Genomic DNA, 21,575 nt, shown 5'->3' with positions numbered 1-21,575 from the left:
TTGCTGGCTAACACTTATCTCGAATTGAACTAAACTATCTCTATTTTTAGTCCCTCACTTAAGTCTAAATTAGCGCATGAATTTAGTCGACATCATGAAAAAAAACATTTTATTATGTATCAGTTATTATCTATTTTATTTAAAGCAAAAAAAACTTGATACTGTATAACAATACAGTATAATACCACCCAATATGCTAACTCAGTGGAATTTTATTATATGAACGAAAACAAACAACGTGCACTTTCAGCAGCATTAAGTCAAATCGAAAAACAATTTGGTAAAGGTTCTATTATGCGTTTAGGGGATACCCAAACGTTAGATGTTGATGCCGTCTCAACTGGTTCTTTAGGACTTGATATTGCATTAGGCATTGGTGGCTTACCAATGGGGCGAATAGTTGAAATTTTTGGACCAGAATCATCAGGTAAAACCACATTAACATTATCGGTTATTGCACAGGCTCAAAAAGAAGGTAAAACTTGCGCATTTATTGATGCAGAACACGCCTTAGATCCAATTTATGCAGCTAAATTAGGCGTACAAGTTGATGACTTATTAGTTTCACAACCCGACACCGGTGAACAAGCACTTGAAATTTGTGATGCATTAGTTCGTTCTGGCGCAGTTGATGTGATCATTGTCGACTCGGTAGCAGCATTAACACCTAAAGCTGAAATTGAAGGTGAAATGGGTGATTCGCATATGGGGTTACAAGCTCGTTTGATGTCACAAGCCCTGCGAAAACTTACTGCAAATATTAAAAATGCGAATTGTTTAGTCGTATTTATTAACCAAATTCGGATGAAAATTGGTGTGATGTTTGGTAACCCAGAAACCACAACTGGTGGTAATGCACTTAAATTCTACGCATCTGTTCGTTTAGATATCCGTCGTACTGGTGCAGTAAAAGAAGGCGAAGATGTGATTGGTAGTGACACACGAGTTAAAGTTGTTAAAAATAAAGTCGCAGCGCCATTTAGACAAGCTGAATTTCAAATACTATATGGCTGTGGTATTTCTAAAGATGGTGAATTAATTGATTTAGGTGTCAAACATAAATTAGTTGATAAAGCGGGGGCATGGTATAGCTATAACGGCGAAAAAGTGGGTCAAGGAAAAGCGAATTCAATTAAATTTTTACAAGAGCATCCCGAAATTGCCAATGAACTTGAAACTAAATTACGAGAACTATTATTAAATAGTCCTGCGGTTTTTTCTGATGAAGACGCATCACCAGAAGATGAAAGTTTTGAGTAATGAGCAAAAAACTCAATAAATCTATCTTAAATAAAGCTGTGCAATTACTTGCACAGCGTGACCATTCATCCTATAAATTAAACCAAAAACTAACACTATTTTTTGCCAAAAAAATCAAAAGTTCGGACGAAGAGTATCACGAACAATACCATCAACTTAGCTCAGAAATTAATGATGTTATTGAGTATTGTATTGAGCAAAATTGGATGAATGATGCCCAATATATTGAAAAATATATTACTATGCGAGCTAACAAAGGATATGGTAAATACCGAATTGCATTAGAACTTAAGCAACGAGGTTTAGCAACCGACTTAAGCCGTGAAATTCTGAATAATTCAGATATAAATTGGTCTGAAATTGCTCACCAACAATTAATTAAAAAATTTAAACAAATTGATCCCAAAAATAAACCTTTGTGGTACAAAAACATACAATTCTTAACAACCCGAGGTTATACACAAGATGATGTAAAAAATGTGTACAGTTTGTTGACTTAAACTGGTAAAATATCTAAAATGTATTCAATCGAAGTTTGAACGATACCCTTTACGAATAAAGCTCACTAGGTCATTTTATTTTTTCCTTATTTACTTGTAATATTAGCTAGATTCACTGCAGTATAAAGAACATCTACTATTCAACTTTAGTTGTAACGGGTATATTACTATATTTAAATATCTATCATTTTTATATGGAAGCCTAAATGAAAAGCACTGCAGAAATTCGTCAAAATTTTCTTGACTTTTTCAATAGCAAAGGACACGAAATCGTAGCAAGTAGTTCCCTTGTTCCACATAATGATCCAACATTACTATTCACTAATGCTGGAATGAATCAATTTAAAGATGTATTTCTTGGTATAGATAAACGTCCTTATAGTCGAGCAACAACAGCACAACGTTGCGTACGCGCTGGCGGTAAACATAACGATCTTGATAATGTTGGCTACACAGCTAGACATCATACTTTCTTTGAAATGCTAGGTAATTTTAGTTTTGGTGATTACTTCAAACGTGATGCAATTCATTTTGCATGGGAATTATTAACCAGTAAAGAATGGTTTAATCTTCCAAAAGATAAGCTTTCTGTGACTGTTTATGAAACAGATGACGAAGCTTATGCTATTTGGGAAAAAGATATCGGTATTCCAAAAGAACGTATTATACGAATTGGCGATAATAAAGGTGCGCCTTATGCATCTGATAACTTTTGGCAAATGGGTGATACCGGCCCTTGTGGACCGTGTACCGAAATTTTTTATGATCATGGTGATCATTTATGGGGTGGACCGCCAGGTAGCCCTGAAGAAGATGGTGACCGTTTCATTGAAATTTGGAATATCGTCTTTATGCAGTTTAATCGCCATGCCGACGGTACCATGGAGCCTTTACCTAAACCTTCTGTTGATACAGGTATGGGACTTGAACGTATTGCTGCCGTACTGCAACATGTTAACTCTAATTACGATATTGATTTATTTAAACAGTTAATTAAAGATGCAGCTGAAATTATTCAAACTAAAGATTTAGAAAATAAATCTTTGCGAGTTATTGCCGATCATATTCGATCTTGTGCGTTTTTAATTTCAGATGGTGTGATGCCTTCCAATGAAGGTCGTGGCTATGTATTACGTCGAATCATCCGACGAGCAGTACGACATGGTCATATGCTTGGCGCAAAAGGAATATTCTTCTATAAACTGGTAAAACCATTAATTAACGTAATGGAAAATGCCGCAGTAGAATTAAATAATAATCGTGAACATGTTGAAAATACCCTGAGACTAGAAGAAGAACAATTCTTAAAAACATTAGAACGTGGTTTATTCTTACTTGATCAAGAATTAGCAAAAATTACAGGTCATGTTTTACCGGGTGATATTGCCTTTAAGCTTTATGATACTTACGGTTTCCCATTAGACTTAACGGCTGATGTATGCCGTGAAAAAAATATCACGATTGATGAAGTCGGTTTTAATAACTGTATGGAAGAGCAACGAAAACGCGCGCGTGAATCAAGTTCATTTAGTGTTGATTATAGCAATGTGATTAAACTTGATGAGGTAACTGAATTTTTAGGTTATCAAGCAACAGAATCTTCCGCAAAAGTTATAGCGATTTTTAAAAATGGCCAAAAAGTTGACAGTATTCATGCCGGTGAAGACGCAATTGTGATATTAGATAAAACCCCTTTCTATGGTGAGTCTGGTGGTCAAATTGGCGATAAAGGTGTCTTAACCAATGCTAACCTTGAATACACCGTTTTTGATAGTCAGAAATATGGTAAAAGTATTGGTCATTTAGGGCAGATCGTAAAAGGATCCCTAAAAGTTGGTGATAATGTTACTGCAGCGATTGATGTTGAGCTACGTGAACGCATTCGTCGTAATCATTCTGCTACACATTTATTGCAAGCTGCACTGCAACAAATTTTAGGCAATCATGTCCATCAAAAAGGTTCATTAGTCAATGATAGCTATCTGCGTTTTGACTTTTCACATAATCAAGCCATAACTGCAGAGCAAATTACTGAAATTGAAAATCTGGTGAATCAACAAATACGTCGTAACTTACCTGTCGATATTGAGTTAATGCCAATAGATGAAGCTAAAAATAGAGGCGCTATGGCATTATTTGGTGAGAAATACGAAGACATTGTTAGAGTGCTAACAATGGGAGATTTTTCGATTGAATTGTGCGGAGGTACGCATGTTGATCGAACTGGTGATATAGGTCTATTTAAAATTACCTCAGAATCCAGCATTGCTTCTGGTGTTCGTCGTATTGAAGCTACAACAGGGCAAAATGCAATGGAGTACATACACCATGAATCCAATTTGTTAACGCAAATTGAACAATTGGTAAAAAGCGACAAATCTACAGTTTTAGTTCGTATTGAGCAATTGCTTGAACAAACTAAACAGTTAGAGAAAACCATAGAGCAATTAAATGCACAAAAAGCTAGCCAACAAAGTGCACAACTGCTCAACCAATGTGAAAACATTGGTAATAAAAATTTGCTAATCGCTAAACTTGATAATGTCGAAGCGAAACAATTACGCACAATGATTGATGATCTTAAAAATCAATTGAAGTCTGGAGTAATTGTTCTTGCTGCTGTTAATGGTGACAAAATTAATTTAGCTGCTGGTGTAACAAATGATTTAATTAATATTGTTAAAGCTGGCGAATTAGTATCTCAATTAGCATTAATGGTAGGTGGTAAAGGTGGTGGGCGGCCTGATTTCGCCCAAGCAGGTGGAATGGATCTTTCAGCGTTACCAGGAGCGTTATCTTCTGTGAAAAAGGAAATCAGTAATAAATTACAAGCTAGTTAGTGAGATAGATTCGATTGACTTAAAACAAGCCAACAGAGTTTGTCTTTTAAATCCATTATTGTGTTTATTGATGGACTAACGAAGCTACTTTTTATAACAGTTTGGATATATAAATAACTGAGAGTAGGAGATCGAATGTTAATTTTAACTCGGAGAGTAGGTGAAACACTAATTATTGGTGACGATGTTGTTATTACCATTTTGGGCGTGAAAGGCAATCAGGTCAGAATTGGTATTAATGCACCTAAAGAAGTTTCTATTCATCGTGAAGAAATCTATAACAGAATCCATCAAGCACAAAACAAGGCTGATGAGGTTTCTGAGCCTAAAGAATAGCAATATTTTGGGCACGAATTAAACAACTAGAACGCGTAAGCAAAAAAATGTTTGACTTATTTTTTGTAAACCGTAATATGTGCGCCACACATAATGATTTTGTTGTTCAGATAAAATCATGGTTGTTTTGGTGAGATGGCCGAGAGGCTGAAGGCGCTCCCCTGCTAAGGGAGTATGCGGTCAAAAGCTGCATCGAGGGTTCGAATCCCTCTCTCACCGCCATTTTTAAAAATTTAAAATATGCATCCGTAGCTCAGCTGGATAGAGTACCCGGCTACGAACCGGGCGGTCAGGGGTTCGAATCCCTTCGGATGCACCATTTTTACGAACTTACAAGCATCCGTAGCTCAGCTGGATAGAGCACTCGGCTTCGAACCGAGCGGTCAGGGGTTCGAATCCCTTCGGGTGCGCCATTTAAGCATCCCAAAAGATTCTTCGATTTATGCTAATCAATCAAAGGTTATAATGTGTAAAACCACCTAAAAAATTATTCTATACGCATATATTAATCATCTGCTCTACTCTACACTTTAGCATGTTTACCAATACCCCAAAAATGCTTATATAAAACGCTCTACAACGCTTTTTATGTTTCTCAGGTATCTAATGTCATCTATTCCTACCCAAGCCCTAAAAAGTGTTTTAAGCAAGATTAGAAGTCAAAGTGCACATTCTAAGTTAATACTAAAATAAAAAATGAACACCATAATAAAAGCGTTATGATTCCACAAATTATCCCTGTTGTTGCAAAACCAAAACCTCTTTTATTATTATTTTTTATATCACTCATAGCAACAGCACTCAATACTATAGCGACAATAGCGACGACAATACTTAAAATATTGATGACCAAAATAGAAACCAGTGATGAAATTCCGCAACTCATCCCCGCTATAGCTAAACCACTTGTTGCTTTATATTGTTGTTGATCCATTTATCTTTTGCCCCTTGATACTTTTGAAAAATAAAATAAATAGCAGTTAAGTATAAGATTATCGTTTTAGCAGATCAATATAAGATATATTTCACTTTATCAATCATAAATCACCGCTATTCAAATTATTTTCGTGATAGATGCGAATAAGATCGATATCAGTAGCAATTGACATATAACAATAACTAAATGATTTAGATAATGATTTAATACTGTATAAAAATAGGAAAATAGATTTAAAACCAATATGAAACATCGGTATGATAAAATTTACCAAAAAATGATTGTTAATAACTTGTATTTGTTTTTCTTTTATGAATAATAGTCGAGATAAATATTCAGCAGTATAAGCAAGAAAAATAAATGATAAAATAATTGCTTTTATCCAATTGAACTACATTGATTGACGAATATCAGTTAGATTTCTTCGGGTATACCACTCTGGTTGAATCCCGATATAAATCGAGTATACTAAGCTCAAACTTTAAATATTTATAATCAGTCTGCTTTTTTATTTTAAATATGGTCGTCGCTATATTAAAATAACCATTAAAGTAGATAGATATCTTTAATTAATCATAATGGACTTTTTTTATGTTGGACCCGAATTTACTCCGAAATGAATTGGATCTTGTCGCTACTAAATTAGCGCGCCGTGGATTTAAATTAGATGTTGATAGTATTCGTCAACTTGAAGAAAAACGTAAAGTGCTACAAGTTGAAACCGAAAGCTTACAGGCAGAGCGTAATGCACGTTCTAAAGCTATTGGTGAAGCTAAAGCTCGTGGTGAAGATATCACGTCCGTACGTGAAGAAGTCAATAAGCTTGGTGAAAGACTCAACAGTGCTAAAGCTGAGCTCGAAATCTTACTGAATCAAATTAAAGATATTGCTTCAAATATTCCAAATATACCGGATGATTCTGTACCTGACGGTAAAGACGAAAATGATAATGTTGAAATATCGCGTTTTGGTACGCCAAGAACATTTGATTTTCCAGTACAAGATCATGTTGCTTTAGGTGAACGTTTTGGTGGGCTTGACTTTGCTGCGGGTGTAAAACTCACTGGGGCTCGATTTGTGGTGATGAAATCTCAAATTGCGCGTTTACACCGTGCTATCGCTCAATTCATGTTAGACCTTCATACCGAGCAGCATGGCTATGCTGAAATTTACGTACCTTATTTAGTTAATAAGGCCACTTTATTTGGAACAGGTCAATTACCAAAATTTGCAGGTGACCTATTTCACACAAAACCGCTCGATGAAGAAGCAGAAAGCAGTAATTATGCATTAATCCCAACCGCTGAAGTTCCGGTAACAAACTTAGTGCGTGATGAAATTTTAGATGAAAGTGAGCTTCCATTAAAAATGACCGCTCATACACCTTGTTTCCGTTCTGAAGCAGGATCTTATGGTAAAGACACACGTGGCTTAATTCGTATGCACCAATTTGATAAAGTTGAGTTAGTGCAAATAGTGAAACCAGAAGAATCCATGCAAGCGTTAGAAGAGCTTACTGCTCATGCTGAAAAAGTGTTGCAGCTATTAGAACTGCCTTATCGAAAAATTGTGCTATGTACCGGTGATATGGGCTTTGGTTCTTGTAAGACCTATGATCTTGAAGTTTGGGTTCCTGCTCAAAACACTTATCGAGAAATCTCTTCTTGCTCTAATATGTGGGATTTCCAAGCACGTCGTATGCAAGCTCGTTATCGTAGCAAAGCAGACAATAAAACTTATTTAGTCCATACTTTAAATGGTTCTGGATTAGCAGTAGGGCGTACATTGGTAGCCATTATGGAAAACTATCAGCAAGCTGATGGAAGCATTAAAGTTCCATCCGTTTTAGTCCCATACATGAATGGTGTCGAAGTAATAGGCTAAAAAACGTTTTTTAACCCTATAATAGCGCTATTCATTAGCGCTATTTTTTTATTAATTAAGGTGAAACCATGATAAAAGGTGTTGTCCTGTCAATACTCGCATCATGCCTTTTTGGCTTACTTTATTATTATCCCGTGTTATTGCATCCCTTGTCAGTTATTGATATCTTTTGCTGGCGATTGTTGACTTCTTTTCCTGCGATTGTGATTCTAATTTTAATCGAAAAACAGTGGTCTGCCATTCATCTACTTTTTGTCCGTATAAAAACACATCCCCTTCTCTTAATTGGGTTATTGTGTTCTTCACTACTTTTGACAATCCAGATGATGATCTTTATCTGGGCTCCTATCAATGGACATGGCTTGTCAGCTTCGTTAGGCTATTTCTTATTACCATTAACCATGGTTATTTCAGGACAGCTATTTTATCAAGAAAAGCTCAGTTTTTTACAAAAAATAGCAGTGGGGCTTGCGGCATTAGGGGTCGCTATTGAAATTGTCAATACAGGCGCATTTTCGTGGGAAACAGCCGTCATTGCCCTAGGATACCCCGTTTATTTTATGACACGCCGAAAATTACAAATAGAGGGCATTGCAGGCACGTTTTCGGACTTCTTTTTTATTTTTATTGGGTGTTTGTTTTATTTTATTCTTAACTACAGTTGGGATGAGATTATTCATGACATTACCCATTTTCCTATTTTTATCCCTATGCTAGGAATCATTACCGCTATTGCTTTTGCAATGTATTTTGTTGCAAGACGATTACTACCGATGGGATTATTCGGATTACTTGGATATGTAGAACCTGTTTTGCTTTCTATGGTATCGGTAATATTTTTGCATGAATCTGTATCATCAGAGCATATCATCTCATATGGGCTTATTTGGTTGTCTGTCTGCGTATTAGCATTAGAAGGGAGTATATTTGTTTTACGAGCGATAAAACGTAAAAGAATTCGGTAAATAACATTCGATAAATAACAAAAAAGCACATTTTAATGTGCTTTCTTTTATTTGATATAGTGAAATTTATTTACTAAACGTGACCGGCTGGCCATAACTTTCAATAATCGCTTGGATTCTGTCTAAGGTTTCTCTTGGAGGCGCCTCAACGCCTTCCAATTGATATTTATCCCCTATCGTATCCCACTTATAAGCCCCCATTTTATGGTAAGGCAATAATTCAACACGCTCAATATTATCCATTCCTTGAATAAATTGACCTAGTAGATGCGCAGAATTATCATCATCCGTCCAGCCTGGCACAACGACATAGCGGATCCATGTTTTTTTATTAATTTTTTGAAGATATTTAGCAAACTCAAGTACCCGTTTATTCGAAACACCGACCAGTTTTTGATGTATTTCATCATTCATCTGTTTTAAATCAAGCATCACTAAATCCGTTACTTCCATTAACGCATCAACAGTCTGATCAAGTTGTCTGGCATAACCGTTGGTATCCAAACAGGTGCTTATACCCTCTTCATGACAAGCCTTAAACCATTCTGTAATAAATTCAGATTGCAACGTTGCTTCACCACCCGATGCGGTGACGCCGCCCCCATTAGGCATGATAAAACTTTTGTAAGAAACAATTTCTTTCATTAGTTCATCAACCGTGACCTCTCGTCCTGCTTTCAAATCCCAAGTGTCACGATTATGACAGTATAAACAACGCATTAAACAACCTTGAAAAAAAACAATGAAGCGAATTCCTGGCCCATCAACAGTACCAAAAGATTCGAAAGAATGAATACGACCTTTAATCGGTTGTTTTGTTGTCATAATGATATTGTTATTTTGTTCCATAAATTTTCTCTAATCGTTGCTCACATTGCTTATACGTTATTTTAACTCAGATACGGTTTAGCTTTCACCAATTACACTAATCAGAAACGCTTTTTAATTTAGGTAATTATATAGGTTAAAAATGAATGATATCAACACAACTACTCTTTTACGAATAATGAATATGAATTTAGTCAATATTATAAAAAAATAGCGCCCTTTTAGGACGCTATTTTGTCGTAATTAAAATCAACTAAATTACATAGATTGTGTAAAAGTACGTGTAATGACGTCTTTTTGTTGTTCTTTAGTTAATGAGTTGAAACGCACTGCATATCCAGAAACACGAATGGTTAATTGTGGATATTTTTCAGGATGTTCCATCGCATCTAATAATGTTTCACGATTCAATACGTTAACATTTAAGTGCTGACCACCTTCAACTGATGCTTCGTGGTGGAAGTAACCATCCATTAAACCAGCTAAGTTACGTTTACGTGCATTATCATCTTTACCTAATGCATTTGGTACGATAGAGAAAGTATAAGAAATACCGTCTTTAGCGTAAGCAAATGGCAATTTAGCAACAGATGTTAATGAAGCAACCGCACCTTTTTGGTCACGTCCGTGCATTGGGTTAGCACCTGGTCCAAATGGCGCACCGGCACGACGACCGTCTGGCGTATTACCTGTTTTCTTACCATATACAACGTTTGAAGTAATGGTTAATACAGATTGTGTAGGAATTGCATTACGATAAGTTTTAAGTTTTTGAATTTTCTTCATGAAACGTTCAACTAAATCTACAGCGATATCATCTACACGTGGATCATTGTTACCGAATTGTGGATATTCACCTTCGATTTCAAAATCTACCGCAAGACCGTCTTCATCACGAATGGTTTTTACTTTTGCATATTTAATTGCAGATAATGAGTCAGCAGCAACAGAAAGACCAGCAATACCACATGCCATAGTACGAATAATATCACGATCGTGAAGAGCCATTAATGATGCTTCATAGCTGTATTTATCGTGCATATAGTGAATTGCGTTTAGTGCTGTCACATATTGTTTTGCTAACCAATCCATAAAGTGATCTAAACGAGCAAAGACTTTGTCGAAATCAAGATATTCATCAGTGATTGGATCTTCTTTCGGGCCAACTTGCATTTTTAATTTCTCATCCACACCACCATTGATTGCGTATAGAAGAGTTTTAGCAAGGTTTGCACGCGCACCAAAGAATTGCATTTGTTTACCAACAATCATTGGGCTTACACAACATGCGATTGCATAATCGTCGTTGTTAAAGTCTGGACGCATTAAATCATCATTTTCATATTGTAAAGATGACGTATCAATCGATACTTTTGATGCGAACTCTTTGAATCCACTTGGTAACTGTTCAGACCAAAGAATAGTCATATTTGGTTCTGGTGATGGACCCATGGTATATAAAGTGTTTAAGAAACGGAAAGAAGTCTTAGTAACTAATGTACGACCATCAACACCCATACCAGCGATAGATTCTGTTGCCCAAATAGGGTCACCAGAGAATAATTCATCATATTCTGGAGTACGTAAGAAACGAACCATACGTAATTTCATTACGAAGTGGTCAACAATTTCTTGAGCGTCTTTTTCAGTAATTAATCCAGCTTCAAGATCACGTTGGAAATAAATATCAAAGAATGTTGAAGTACGGCCTAAAGACATAGCGGCACCGTTTTGAGATTTAACCGCAGCTAAATAACCGAAGTAAGTCCATTGAACAGCTTCTTGTGCCGTTTTCGCTGGTCCAGAAATGTCGTAACCATATTTAGCAGCCATTTCTTTAATTTGACCAAGCGCACGATGTTGTTCAGCGATTTCTTCACGACGTTGCATTGTCATGGCTAAATCAACACCATTTTCAAAATCCGCTTGTAATGAATTGAATTGTGCAAATTTGTCTTGCATCAAATAGTCGATACCGTAAAGTGCTACACGACGGTAATCCCCAATGATACGACCACGTCCATACGCATCAGGAAGACCAGTGATAACACCTGATTTACGACAACGAAGAATATCTGGTGTATAGATATCGAAAACACCTTGGTTATGGGTTTTACGATAATCAGTAAAGATTTTTTTGACTAAAGGATCAAGTGTTCTGTTGTATGCTTTACAAGAGTTCTCGATCATTTTGATACCACCAAACGGGATAATCGCACGTTTTAATGGTTTCTCAGTTTGTAGGCCAACAATTTTTTCTAAATCTTTTTCAATGTAACCTGCATCATGAGCAGTAATTGTCGAAATAACACTTGTATCAAAATCTACAGGGGCATGGGTAGCATTTTCAATTTTGATGCCTTCCATAACTTTATCCCATAATTTAGTTGTCGCATCAGTTGCGCCAGCTAAAAAAGACTCATCACCCTCATATGGTGTGTAGTTTTTTTGAATGAAGTCGCGGACATTGACATTATTTTGCCAATCACCATCTTTAAATCCTTTCCAAGCGACCGCTTGTACTTCGTTTAAATTACTCATAGTTTTTCACCTCAGGTTTACTAAAATTTCTATCTACTCTTTTGTATATAAGGGTAAATATCATAAAAATCAATGTGGCTTACGTAAATATAATGCCCAATAAGGCAGCGCAACGGCTAAACCACCTAAAATATTCCCGATTGTTACAGGAATCAAATTCTTTAACACAAAATGCTCAACGGTTAATTCTTTGAATGCATCCGGTGATACACCTATTGCATGCCAAAATTCCGGAGAAGCAAAATTGTTGATCACAATTCCCATTGGGATCATGAACATATTAGCAATGCTATGCTCAAAACCACTTGCCACAAACATTGCTACCGGTAAAATCATGATTAGCATTTTATCTAATAAACTACGACCAGCGTAACTCATCCAAGCCGCCAAGCACACCATTAGATTGGCTAATAAACCAAGAAAAACAGCTTCAATAAAAGTATGATGCAATTTATGATCTGCAGTTTGCAGAACATTTAGTCCCCACATACCATTGGCTACCATATATTGACCTGAGAACCATATCACGCCAACAAACAGTATAGCACCAATAAAATTACCAATATAGACTAAAATCCAATTGCGAATCATTCTAAACCAACTGACTTTATGCGTCATTTTCGGCAAAATTGTTAAAACTGTTGAAGTAAAAAGATCTGCTCCACAGCAAACAACGAGCATAAGTCCTAATGAGAAACAAATACCACCGACTAACTTAGCAAGTCCAAACGCAACGGTAGATGTACCTGTTGTCACAGTAATATAAAATACAAAAGCAATTGAGATAAATACACCTGCAATAATGGCAGATAAAATCGTACTACTTGGGTGCTTATTTACTTTATAATTACCGACCTCTTCAGCGATTTGGGTCATTTGTGCGGGGGAAAGAGAATCCACAAGCTTATCATTACTCAATGTTAACATCCTCAAAAAAACTAGGGTTTTATGAGGCGGATAGTATACTCTTAATTTATGTCAAATCATCAATTTTTTAGTTAAAAAAATTTAAAAAATTATAACTCATTATTTTTATTTTATTTTTTTACATTTATTAACATAAATAATAACATTCTGTTTTGATTTAAAAAGCGTTTAACAGTTTTAATAAGCTTTTAAAACAGACAGTTAACTATTTCATAGCAATTATAAACGATTTTTTTGCATTGCTGTTGACTGAAGAAATTCCGATAAAATAAAAAAATTTTCCATCCTTTTTCTGATATATCGAAAAAGGAGGAAAATAAAATAGAACAAGTCTTAAATAAATATGTAAATGTAACTTCACGTTACAATTTGGATATCCTTATCCAAATTTTGCCCGTAATCCAATTGTTATGGATTACTTACCTCTGAAACTAAGAAGTCAACTTTGCTAGGTAACCCCGGTGATACTCGAATCACTTTAGGATTACGCCCAATCACTTCATAGCCTTTTGGTAATGTTCTGGTATCCAATTTAATCACAAAATTGGCTCCTCTTTCCCAACGACCACCCGATACACCGACTAGGTGATAACGACCAATTGCATCGGTTGTAATGATTTCACCCCGAACCGTAACCAATTTGATCCCCCCTAATCCTTCTTCACCTTCATCTTGAATACCGTTACCATTTTTATCCACATACACTTTTCCGAAAATAAGCGCATCATCAAATAATGGATCAGCCGTAACCGTTACGGTTGCATGAGATATATTGGAGACTACTCGTCCGGTTAATGAGTTTATCGCTTTAGCTGTATTGGTATATTCACCTTGAGTCACCCCCGAACCGACCACCAGCATATAAGTAAGCGTTATTTCATCGTTAGATTTCAATTTGATGACCTGAGAGGTGACCGTTCTTCCGCCACTAGGATCAGCAACTTTTTTACCATCAAGACGCGTTGAACCTTTAACAAACTTAAAGCCTGCCGGTAAGATATCTTGTATCTTGATAGCTGAAGCACGCGGACTATTATTGATAATTCTAATTGAGTAAGGCACGATATCACCTACAACGACATTATCTTTCTGTGCCATTTTAATTATCGTGACATCCTCATCCGAATTACGATACCCCAATAGCATTTCATTCGCTAACCGTGTCAAAGTTGTTGACATATCTTTTAACATGACAGGCACAGTGTGAGCACCACCCACACCATTGAATGTTACCGAAGCCGGTGGATTAGCTAAATTAATTAAGTCATGTTCAATTACTTTACCGTTATTGTCTGCGTATCGATCAAATGACGGTATCAAATCAAATAAAGGATTACCACGACCAACATTGACACTACCATCGTTATACTCGCCATACAGGACTCTAACAAAGTATCGTGCTGCACCATTATTATTGGTATCAATAATGAGGTTACGGAAACTAAATTTACCATTTTCACCACTTATTGACTTAACCGGTTGACCACTTTTATCTAAGATGTGTTGTTTATCACTATCTAATAAGTAAACATTCACACCTTTTAAGCCATTATAATTAGCAGCACCTTTTAACCCTCCGCCCTGATTATCATCAAGAATTCTTCCTTCAATGAATCCTCCATTGATATAACCAAAGTTTTGATCGATTAAACTACCTGAAATATCTAATGTTGCCACGTTTTCTGTTTTAGGGGTATTTACGGTGCCATTACGATCGTGATGCGCATCATCCGGATCAAAGCTTGCTCTTAAAGTCGTTGGTATACCTGTAACTTCAATTTTCCATTTACCCGGAATAATGTTATTAATTTCATAATCAACATCACTTGCTGCTAATGTGTGTGTAAAGTGGATAGCAGGATTGTTTACATTCTCGAATAGTAATGTGACCGGCGCATTAACTGAACTATCAATTGAAGGATTGTACTCTCCATCATCATTGTTATCTAAGAACACTTTACCTTTAATACCACTTATCCCACTCCAAGCAAAAATCACCCCTTGAGCATGATCGGTTGCACTCGCAAACTGGTAAATTTCCTCCATTTCGTTATCAGTCTTATTCGTTGTTGCAGCAATATTACTATCTGTTAGTAAGAAACTACTTATATAGTTAGAATTTTGAATAGAGACTTTAACTTTGTAGTTAACACCTGAAACTAGGTTTTCAAACTTATATTGACCAAGATCATCAATATTTGTACCTGTACTTATTGCCTCAACACTATCAACCAAATCATTTTCGACAAATAATTCAACGGCATAATGCGGGAATAGTGAATCAATACCAATATCTTGAGCTGTTATTGCGTTACCATCATTGGTATCGATATCAATCACAACTTGACCACTAATGCTTGCTTCACCTTTTAGACCGAAATCAACATTGGTGACTAATGGAGAAGATGCCGCATTCATATCTAGTTTTGTTCCATTTGGAACATCAGTAGCAGGCATACCTTGTGGTTTAACCACATAGCTATAACTATAGCCTGAACCTGCTACTGGTTGAACAGTAATAATCCATTCACCCTCTGCAATATTATTGATTTCATATTGACCGTTAGCATCACTCACAGCGGTTAGAAGAATATTAGGATTATTCGCATCCCTTGCTTCAACGGTAACACCCGCTAAAGTAGTATGATATGTCTGATGTATACCTTTTCCTGAGTAATCTTTATAAATTTTGCCTTTTAACGCTTTTTGACTCTTATAACCATAATCAATATTGTCAACTTGTTGATTAACACCCGCTACCACTAACATATCATGATTACTTGCATTTCCACCATTAACCATGGCTGGACTGAAACTGATTTGATATCCAGACTGCAATAAGGTGCTATCATCAACACTCACTTCATATTGATTATATGCCGTTAAATTATCAAACTGGTAATGACCATTGCTATCCGTTGTCATTCTGATTTCAGGCGCACCACTTAAGCCATTACTTTTGAGGGTAACAGGAATACCATTTAAAGGTCTATCAATAGCTGCCGCATGGTAATTCAAACTAGCATTATCATTGATATCCATATCGACAACCACTCGCCCGGCAATTTTAGCACTACCCTTCAAGCCATAGTCGATAGTTTTACCTGCGGTATCTGTGGCAGAAATGGTTAGTTTCAACTCGCCAGGATTGACCTGATCAATGGATGAATAATTAACAGCATAATTGACGTAACTATAATTCCAATCTTGAGGATAGCCTGTAATTTTAACAATCCATACACCCGATGTTAGATTGTTTATTGCATAACTACCATCGGCAAGTGATACGCTCGAAACTTTTGCGTTATTACTTTGATTGATGGCGCTCACCTCAACCCCAGATAATGTAGGATAATTAGCATTATGAACAGCATTACCCATAATATCTTGATAGATATGACCACTGATACCTATATTACCTTTATAACCAAAATCATTACTGATTTTCTGGTCGTTGTCCGCTGAAACAACTACAGGGGCAATATCGAATGCGTTATTCGTCGATGCCTTACCTGTCGGACTAAAGCTAATGACATAACCACTTAAAGCGTTTGCAGGATCCGTCACTCGAATTCGATAATTACCACTCGATAAACCATTAAATTCAAAATAACCATTACTGCCAGTGTTCGTTTGTTTATAGATAACAGTATCATTAGTTGGATCGATTAGGTTTATGGTTAAATTAGCAATACCGGTATCACCTTGTGACAATTGTTCATCGACATCGTTATCCAGAACAACCATACCTGTAATTATACTTTGACCTTTCATACCTAGATCAAGTTTGATATCTCGACCGGTATTTGAATCAACCTGATAACTAATACTATTAGTATTGGTCCCAGTTGGATTTACTGATTTTTTAACAAAATAGCTATAAACTAAACTTGAACGTGTTGGATGTGAAACCGAAACTGTCCATTTGCCTTCAGTAATGTTAGTAAACGAAAACTGACCATCGCTACCAACTGTTTGGCTTTCTGTCACTTTTTTGTTATTCCATTCACCTTCAATTTTTACAACAGCACCCTCTAATTTTGTATGGAATGTTTGATAAGAACCATTTCCGCTTGCGTCCAAATAAACTGTTCCTGATAAGTTGCGTTTAATTTGATAACCGAAAGCACGTTTTTCTGGATTAAGTTCATACCGACTGTCATTCGGACCATTAATATCAAACGTTGCTATCGCCGATGGCGTTGCTGGATTTCCTGGACTAAAGACAAGTTTATAATCATTATGATTTACTGTGCTTGTAATTTCATAATTATGTTGACTTAATCCGTCTATTTCAAAAGCACCTGTAGATGGGTCAACCGATATATCTTTAGGTGTGAAGCCCGATTTATTGTTTGCTGAATTTAAGGTTATTACTGGGGTTATTGGTGTAGATAACTGACCAAATGCCATATCGTTTTGACTATATTGATCATCATTATCTCGGTCAATAACCACATAACCTGTGATTTTACTGCTACCGCGATAACCGATATTGATATTGTCAATTGAAGGTTGATTGACAGTTAAGTTAATATCTAATGACAAACTATTATTCTGCCCAACAATCGTTCTGTTATTCATTGAAGTATAATTTAAAGCATAATTATTCCAATCTGCCACTGTTTGTGAGTTATCAGCAGAAAGAACCCATTGACCTGGTGACATATTTTCGAATTTAAAATTTCCTGAACTGTCAGTTATTACTGAAAATGTTGCTTGATTATTAGTCGCATTAGAATTTGGGCTTGGCACTTTTGTCAAATTAAGTTTGACCCCAGCAAAGCTGGTATCAACATCTGTTTTACTTTGACTATTATCCACATCAATCGTTACTTGTCCTGCGATAATACCGTCATAATTAAATCCAGTACTACTACTGAAATCATCATTAGTTAGCGGCATAAAATCAATGATATTTTTATTATTTGCTATCTCTGATGCAGGAATAAGTTTAGCGCCATCTGGTGTAATGACTTCTACTTGATAATAATAATTTATAGGTAGCTTTTCGAAAAGATATTGACCATTTTTCGATGGATTACCATTTAAAGAAATATTATCCGTCTCAATTGTTTTAAGGGTTTTATATTGATTTGAGCCTGGAACCTTATAATTTAGATTCACCTTCACACCATTAGTAAGCTCATCAACCGTTTTGATTTTATTGTTATTAAAATCAATCCAGACATCACCACCAATTTTTTGCTTACCTAAAACAAGATAATGATTATCAAGTGATCCTTCTAAAGGTAATCCACTGACAGGAATAACGATATTTTGTGCTTGATTTCCTGATTTACTTTGTTTGAAATCATAGTCACTAATCGAATTCATTATGATTTTAACAGAGTAATTAACACCCGTTCCGTATAATAGATTAGCAAAATGATAATGACCATTGTTAGTTTTTTGAGTCATCAATGGCTGTCCACTGGCATTTAATCCTGAATATAATTCAACAGTTGCCTGTACCGAGCCATCAAGTGGATGCGCAAATTGATTTGTATGATTCAAATCTTGGTTAGAATCGTTAAAATCGATATACACATTACCTTGAATACCATCATAGCTAGCCTGATTATAATAGAATATTTTACCGTCAATACCTCGATTATTGATAATGATATTTGATATGGTATCAATCGGTTGCACTGAGTTTTCGCTATTCCCAACAATAACATAGTTTTGTGGGGCTAAAATAACACTGACTTTATAGTTACCATCTGGCAAATTATAAAAATGATATTCTCCATTGGCATCACTATACTGGCGAACCATTTCTTTATTCGTCGTAGCATCGTATAAACTGAGTAATACCCCACCTAATGGCTCACCGGTTGCAGCAGCAGGATCACCAATTAATGTTTTGCCCGAAATACCACTATTTGTTGCGGTAGTGCTGGTTATACCTGCCGATGGATTAGCATTTGTTTTCCCTGCTAATAAGAAGTATTTACCTTTCTGACTACCACCTTTAGTATTAAAAGATATCGGATTTAAAGTTTTGTTCGTATTGTTATCCGCATTCGCTATCACGCCATAACCGCTCGGCGGTTCAATTTCAACAGTATAAAGGCTAGCTTTCGAATCATCTTTACTTAAACTAAAACTATAATAGCCAATTTCATTGGTTTTAATCGTACTAAATGGCGTACCTGTTGCGTCACTTCCTTTATATAAATTAATAGTTACATTTGAAACAGGAACATCACCCGTTCTATTGAAACTGATATCGGGTTGGCCATTATTATTGATATCGATCATGACATAACCCGATATCGATGCATCCCCCTCTTTTTTATAAATGAAGTCTAAACCACCACCTGATAAAATTGGCGTCGACGCAGTGATTTGAACATCGTTCACGGTATCAGAAGGACTTTTCAATTCATAACGTTTATCTAAGCCTGTATCCGTTACTTTTATCGTGTAATTATCATTTAAAAGATGACTGAAACGATATTTACCATTATTGTCCGTTTTGGTATAAGAATATAATTTATTACTGCCTTTACGATAAATTTCGACACGTACACCAGTGATTGGCACGTCACCCTTAGACGAATCAAAACTACCATTATCATCATAATCGTAATAAAGCTGACCGCTAATTTCAGTATTATTATTGGCTCTAATTAACCAATATTGATTCGGTACACCTCTTGGTAATAAATAAACCTGCATATATTCCAAATTTGTTTTTATTTCATTTGGAAGATAAGTTTTTTCTGTTTTAGATGCGCTGCTATTACCAACTAATTTGAAAGCACTATGATCCAATCCATTTAATCGCAATAACATACTTGTCAGATATAAATTATTATACCGAGTTGAGTTTTGTTTATTATAAACAAATCGCCCATTTTGTTTTACTTTGTTATCAACAAAATCAGGATCTGCAAGGATAGAATCGATACTTTTCGTTCTATCATAGTAATTAGGATAAATTCTTGGTGTAAAGACCCCTTCTACAGATAAATCTGAAAGGTTATACCGTTGTAATTCATCTGATGTTAATAAAACCGATTGCTCATTTTTTTCAGTTGATCCGGTGATGTCTAAATAAATATTACCTGACAAGGCTTCAGTGAGCCCTGAAGGCGCTATCGTTGCTTGCATAAACCATTGATTATTATTATCCATATTTGCTAATGTGCCATCAGCTAATACTTCAAAATTTACTGTACCAGGAGGTGAAGAAGGATCCTTATCGGCAATATCTAAATATTTAGTTTTATCTGCTTGATGAACAATACGGTATTTGCCTTCTGGTAATGATTTAAGATTGATCGTTCGATAGTAATCACCAATAACACTCCATTTTTCATAATTACTTCCATTCCAGAAATAGAGATCAAAATATCCATCGCCTTTCTCAAGTGTTTGTTCACCTGCATAGTCCATATCGCCATTGAGATCATTAACCGGTGCTCCCGAAAATTGTCCTTTTCCTTGCATTAGAAAGTTTTTCGTCATCGGGACATCTAGTTGTTTAAATTGTACTTTATAACTTGGAGCTAACTCTTTAGCGGTATTTGTGACAGCCGTTGTACCTGAATAGATAGCTTTAACGATATAAGTCACATCTCGATTAATACCATCTTGTTGCCCTTGAAAACTATATTCACCCTTGGCATTTGTTAGTTTTTTCCCAATAAAATTACTTCCATTTTCAGTACAATCATTGGTACCGTCATCTTCACAAAGTAAAACAATAGCATTCTTTAATGGTAAGTCATTAGCATTGTACATTTGCCCGGTTTGTATCTCACCATCACCTAACCATGTATCTAACAGTACTGAACCACGAAGAACATCTTCATTAATTTTCAATTTATACCAGATGTTAGTATCCCTGTTATATTTGTTACCACCACTCGCATTAACAACAATGCTTGATATCGTTTTTTTATTATCATTAGGATCGATACTTGAACCGCTATTCTGATCATTATTTTCGAAATCAACATCGCCAGCCTTGATATTACTGTCGCCACCATACTCCTGTTTAGCCGTAACACGATACTCTCCATTAGGCAAATTGGTGAAATTGTAATAACCCTTGTTATCTGTTGCAAATTCAGTGATAACTGTCCATTTTCCAAATACTTTACGCTCCAAAGTAACCCGATTTTGTTTAATTGGTGTATCTTGATTTGGATTATAAGTGCCTAAAGCCCCTCGATGGCTATTATTTAAATACACATATCCAGAAATCGTATTGGGTCTTTTTGGTGTAAAGTAAAGGGTATCTTCCCAAGTTCTATTTGGAGTGACATTAATCGAATATTCGCCATTATATGATTCGGGATAATCCAAATTATCCGTATCATATTCAACAACAGAATAATAAAATAAACCCGCATGATCGATAGGATAATTTTGTGAGCCTCTTACACCATAAAAACCCGGTTTTTGATAGCTGACTTCTAATTTATTACCTTGTAAATCGGTTGCTTGAGTCACACCATCTTCTTCAAAAAAGGCTATTTTAGTATAAGTACTGGCGGTAATTGCTTCAAGCCCATTAATTGTTGAACTCCAGCTCCAATTT

The 21,575-nt window shown here is 35.8% G+C and carries 11 protein-coding genes and 3 tRNA genes; 9 read left to right on the top strand and 5 right to left on the bottom strand.

Annotation, left to right across the window (positions count from 1 at the left end):
• Positions 1-219 precede the first annotated feature (219 nt).
• The 7 genes from recA (at position 220) to J3U35_RS01320 (ending at position 5,349) form a co-directional block, all read left to right on the top strand.
• Positions 220-1,260, top strand: a complete 1,041-nt coding sequence (recA, locus tag J3U35_RS01350; RefSeq protein ID WP_267351741.1) for a recombinase RecA — start codon at positions 220-222, stop codon at positions 1,258-1,260.
• A complete protein-coding gene (locus J3U35_RS01345; RefSeq protein ID WP_267359044.1) occupies positions 1,260-1,760 on the top strand; it encodes a regulatory protein RecX in 501 nt (166 codons plus the stop codon). Before recA ends, J3U35_RS01345 begins: the two co-directional genes overlap by 1 nt.
• 206 nt (positions 1,761-1,966) lie before the next feature.
• Positions 1,967-4,600, top strand: coding sequence for an alanine--tRNA ligase (gene alaS, locus J3U35_RS01340; RefSeq protein ID WP_267359042.1), 2,634 nt, complete (start codon positions 1,967-1,969; stop codon positions 4,598-4,600).
• Between the two features lie 135 nt (positions 4,601-4,735).
• On the top strand, positions 4,736-4,936 hold the full coding sequence (csrA, locus tag J3U35_RS01335; RefSeq protein ID WP_065559044.1) for a carbon storage regulator CsrA: 201 nt from the start codon (positions 4,736-4,738) through the stop codon (positions 4,934-4,936).
• Positions 4,937-5,065: 129 nt separating this feature from the next.
• A tRNA-Ser gene (locus J3U35_RS01330) sits at positions 5,066-5,158 on the top strand.
• Positions 5,159-5,178: 20 nt separating this feature from the next.
• Positions 5,179-5,255 (top strand) — tRNA-Arg (locus J3U35_RS01325).
• Positions 5,256-5,272: 17 nt separating this feature from the next.
• Positions 5,273-5,349 (top strand) — tRNA-Arg (locus J3U35_RS01320).
• 260 nt (positions 5,350-5,609) lie between these two features.
• Here J3U35_RS01320 and J3U35_RS01315 read toward each other — a convergent pair.
• A complete protein-coding gene (locus tag J3U35_RS01315; protein WP_065559043.1) occupies positions 5,610-5,870 on the bottom strand; it encodes a DUF4190 domain-containing protein in 261 nt (86 codons plus the stop codon).
• A gap of 594 nt (positions 5,871-6,464) precedes the next feature.
• Here J3U35_RS01315 and serS point away from each other — a divergent pair.
• Entirely contained in the window at positions 6,465-7,757 is a 1,293-nt protein-coding gene (gene serS / locus J3U35_RS01310; RefSeq protein WP_267351750.1) for a serine--tRNA ligase, read from the top strand.
• A 68-nt stretch (positions 7,758-7,825) separates the two neighbouring features.
• The gene (gene rarD, locus J3U35_RS01305) at positions 7,826-8,722 is read left to right on the top strand and encodes an EamA family transporter RarD (protein WP_267359040.1); all 897 of its coding nucleotides are present in this window, start codon (positions 7,826-7,828) and stop codon (positions 8,720-8,722) included.
• 66 nt (positions 8,723-8,788) lie between these two features.
• Here the strand turns inward: rarD and pflA are convergent, their stop codons facing one another.
• The 4 genes from pflA to J3U35_RS01285 form a co-directional block, all read right to left on the bottom strand.
• Positions 8,789-9,571, bottom strand: a complete 783-nt coding sequence (pflA, locus tag J3U35_RS01300; RefSeq protein WP_218837373.1) for a pyruvate formate lyase 1-activating protein — start codon at positions 9,569-9,571, stop codon at positions 8,789-8,791.
• Between the two features lie 237 nt (positions 9,572-9,808).
• Positions 9,809-12,091 carry a formate C-acetyltransferase gene (gene pflB / locus J3U35_RS01295; RefSeq protein ID WP_220215723.1) on the bottom strand — a complete coding sequence of 761 codons (2,283 nt, stop codon included), beginning with the start codon at positions 12,089-12,091 and terminating at the stop codon, positions 9,809-9,811.
• Positions 12,092-12,160: 69 nt separating this feature from the next.
• Positions 12,161-13,009, bottom strand: coding sequence for a formate transporter FocA (gene focA / locus J3U35_RS01290; RefSeq protein ID WP_257006728.1), 849 nt, complete (start codon positions 13,007-13,009; stop codon positions 12,161-12,163).
• 417 nt (positions 13,010-13,426) lie between these two features.
• Complete coding sequence (locus J3U35_RS01285) at positions 13,427-21,487, bottom strand: SdrD B-like domain-containing protein (RefSeq protein ID WP_267359037.1); 8,061 nt, start codon at positions 21,485-21,487, stop codon at positions 13,427-13,429.
• Between the last annotated feature and the right edge of the window lie 88 nt (positions 21,488-21,575).

Source organism: Gilliamella sp. B2717 (assembly GCF_026536675.1).
Lineage (GTDB): Bacteria > Pseudomonadota > Gammaproteobacteria > Enterobacterales > Orbaceae > Gilliamella > Gilliamella apicola_I.
This window is presented reverse-complemented; position numbering and strand designations above follow the sequence as displayed.

Coding starts and splice junctions, on each gene's coding strand:
- pflB (WP_220215723.1), bottom strand. CDS start 12,091: ATGAGTAATTTAAACGAAGTACAAGCGGTCGCTTGGAAAGGATTTAAA.
- pflA (WP_218837373.1), bottom strand. CDS start 9,571: ATGGAACAAAATAACAATATCATTATGACAACAAAACAACCGATTAAA.
- csrA (WP_065559044.1), top strand. CDS start 4,736: ATGTTAATTTTAACTCGGAGAGTAGGTGAAACACTAATTATTGGTGAC.
- J3U35_RS01345 (WP_267359044.1), top strand. CDS start 1,260: ATGAGCAAAAAACTCAATAAATCTATCTTAAATAAAGCTGTGCAATTA.
- recA (WP_267351741.1), top strand. CDS start 220: ATGAACGAAAACAAACAACGTGCACTTTCAGCAGCATTAAGTCAAATC.
- serS (WP_267351750.1), top strand. CDS start 6,465: ATGTTGGACCCGAATTTACTCCGAAATGAATTGGATCTTGTCGCTACT.
- alaS (WP_267359042.1), top strand. CDS start 1,967: ATGAAAAGCACTGCAGAAATTCGTCAAAATTTTCTTGACTTTTTCAAT.
- J3U35_RS01315 (WP_065559043.1), bottom strand. CDS start 5,870: ATGGATCAACAACAATATAAAGCAACAAGTGGTTTAGCTATAGCGGGG.
- rarD (WP_267359040.1), top strand. CDS start 7,826: ATGATAAAAGGTGTTGTCCTGTCAATACTCGCATCATGCCTTTTTGGC.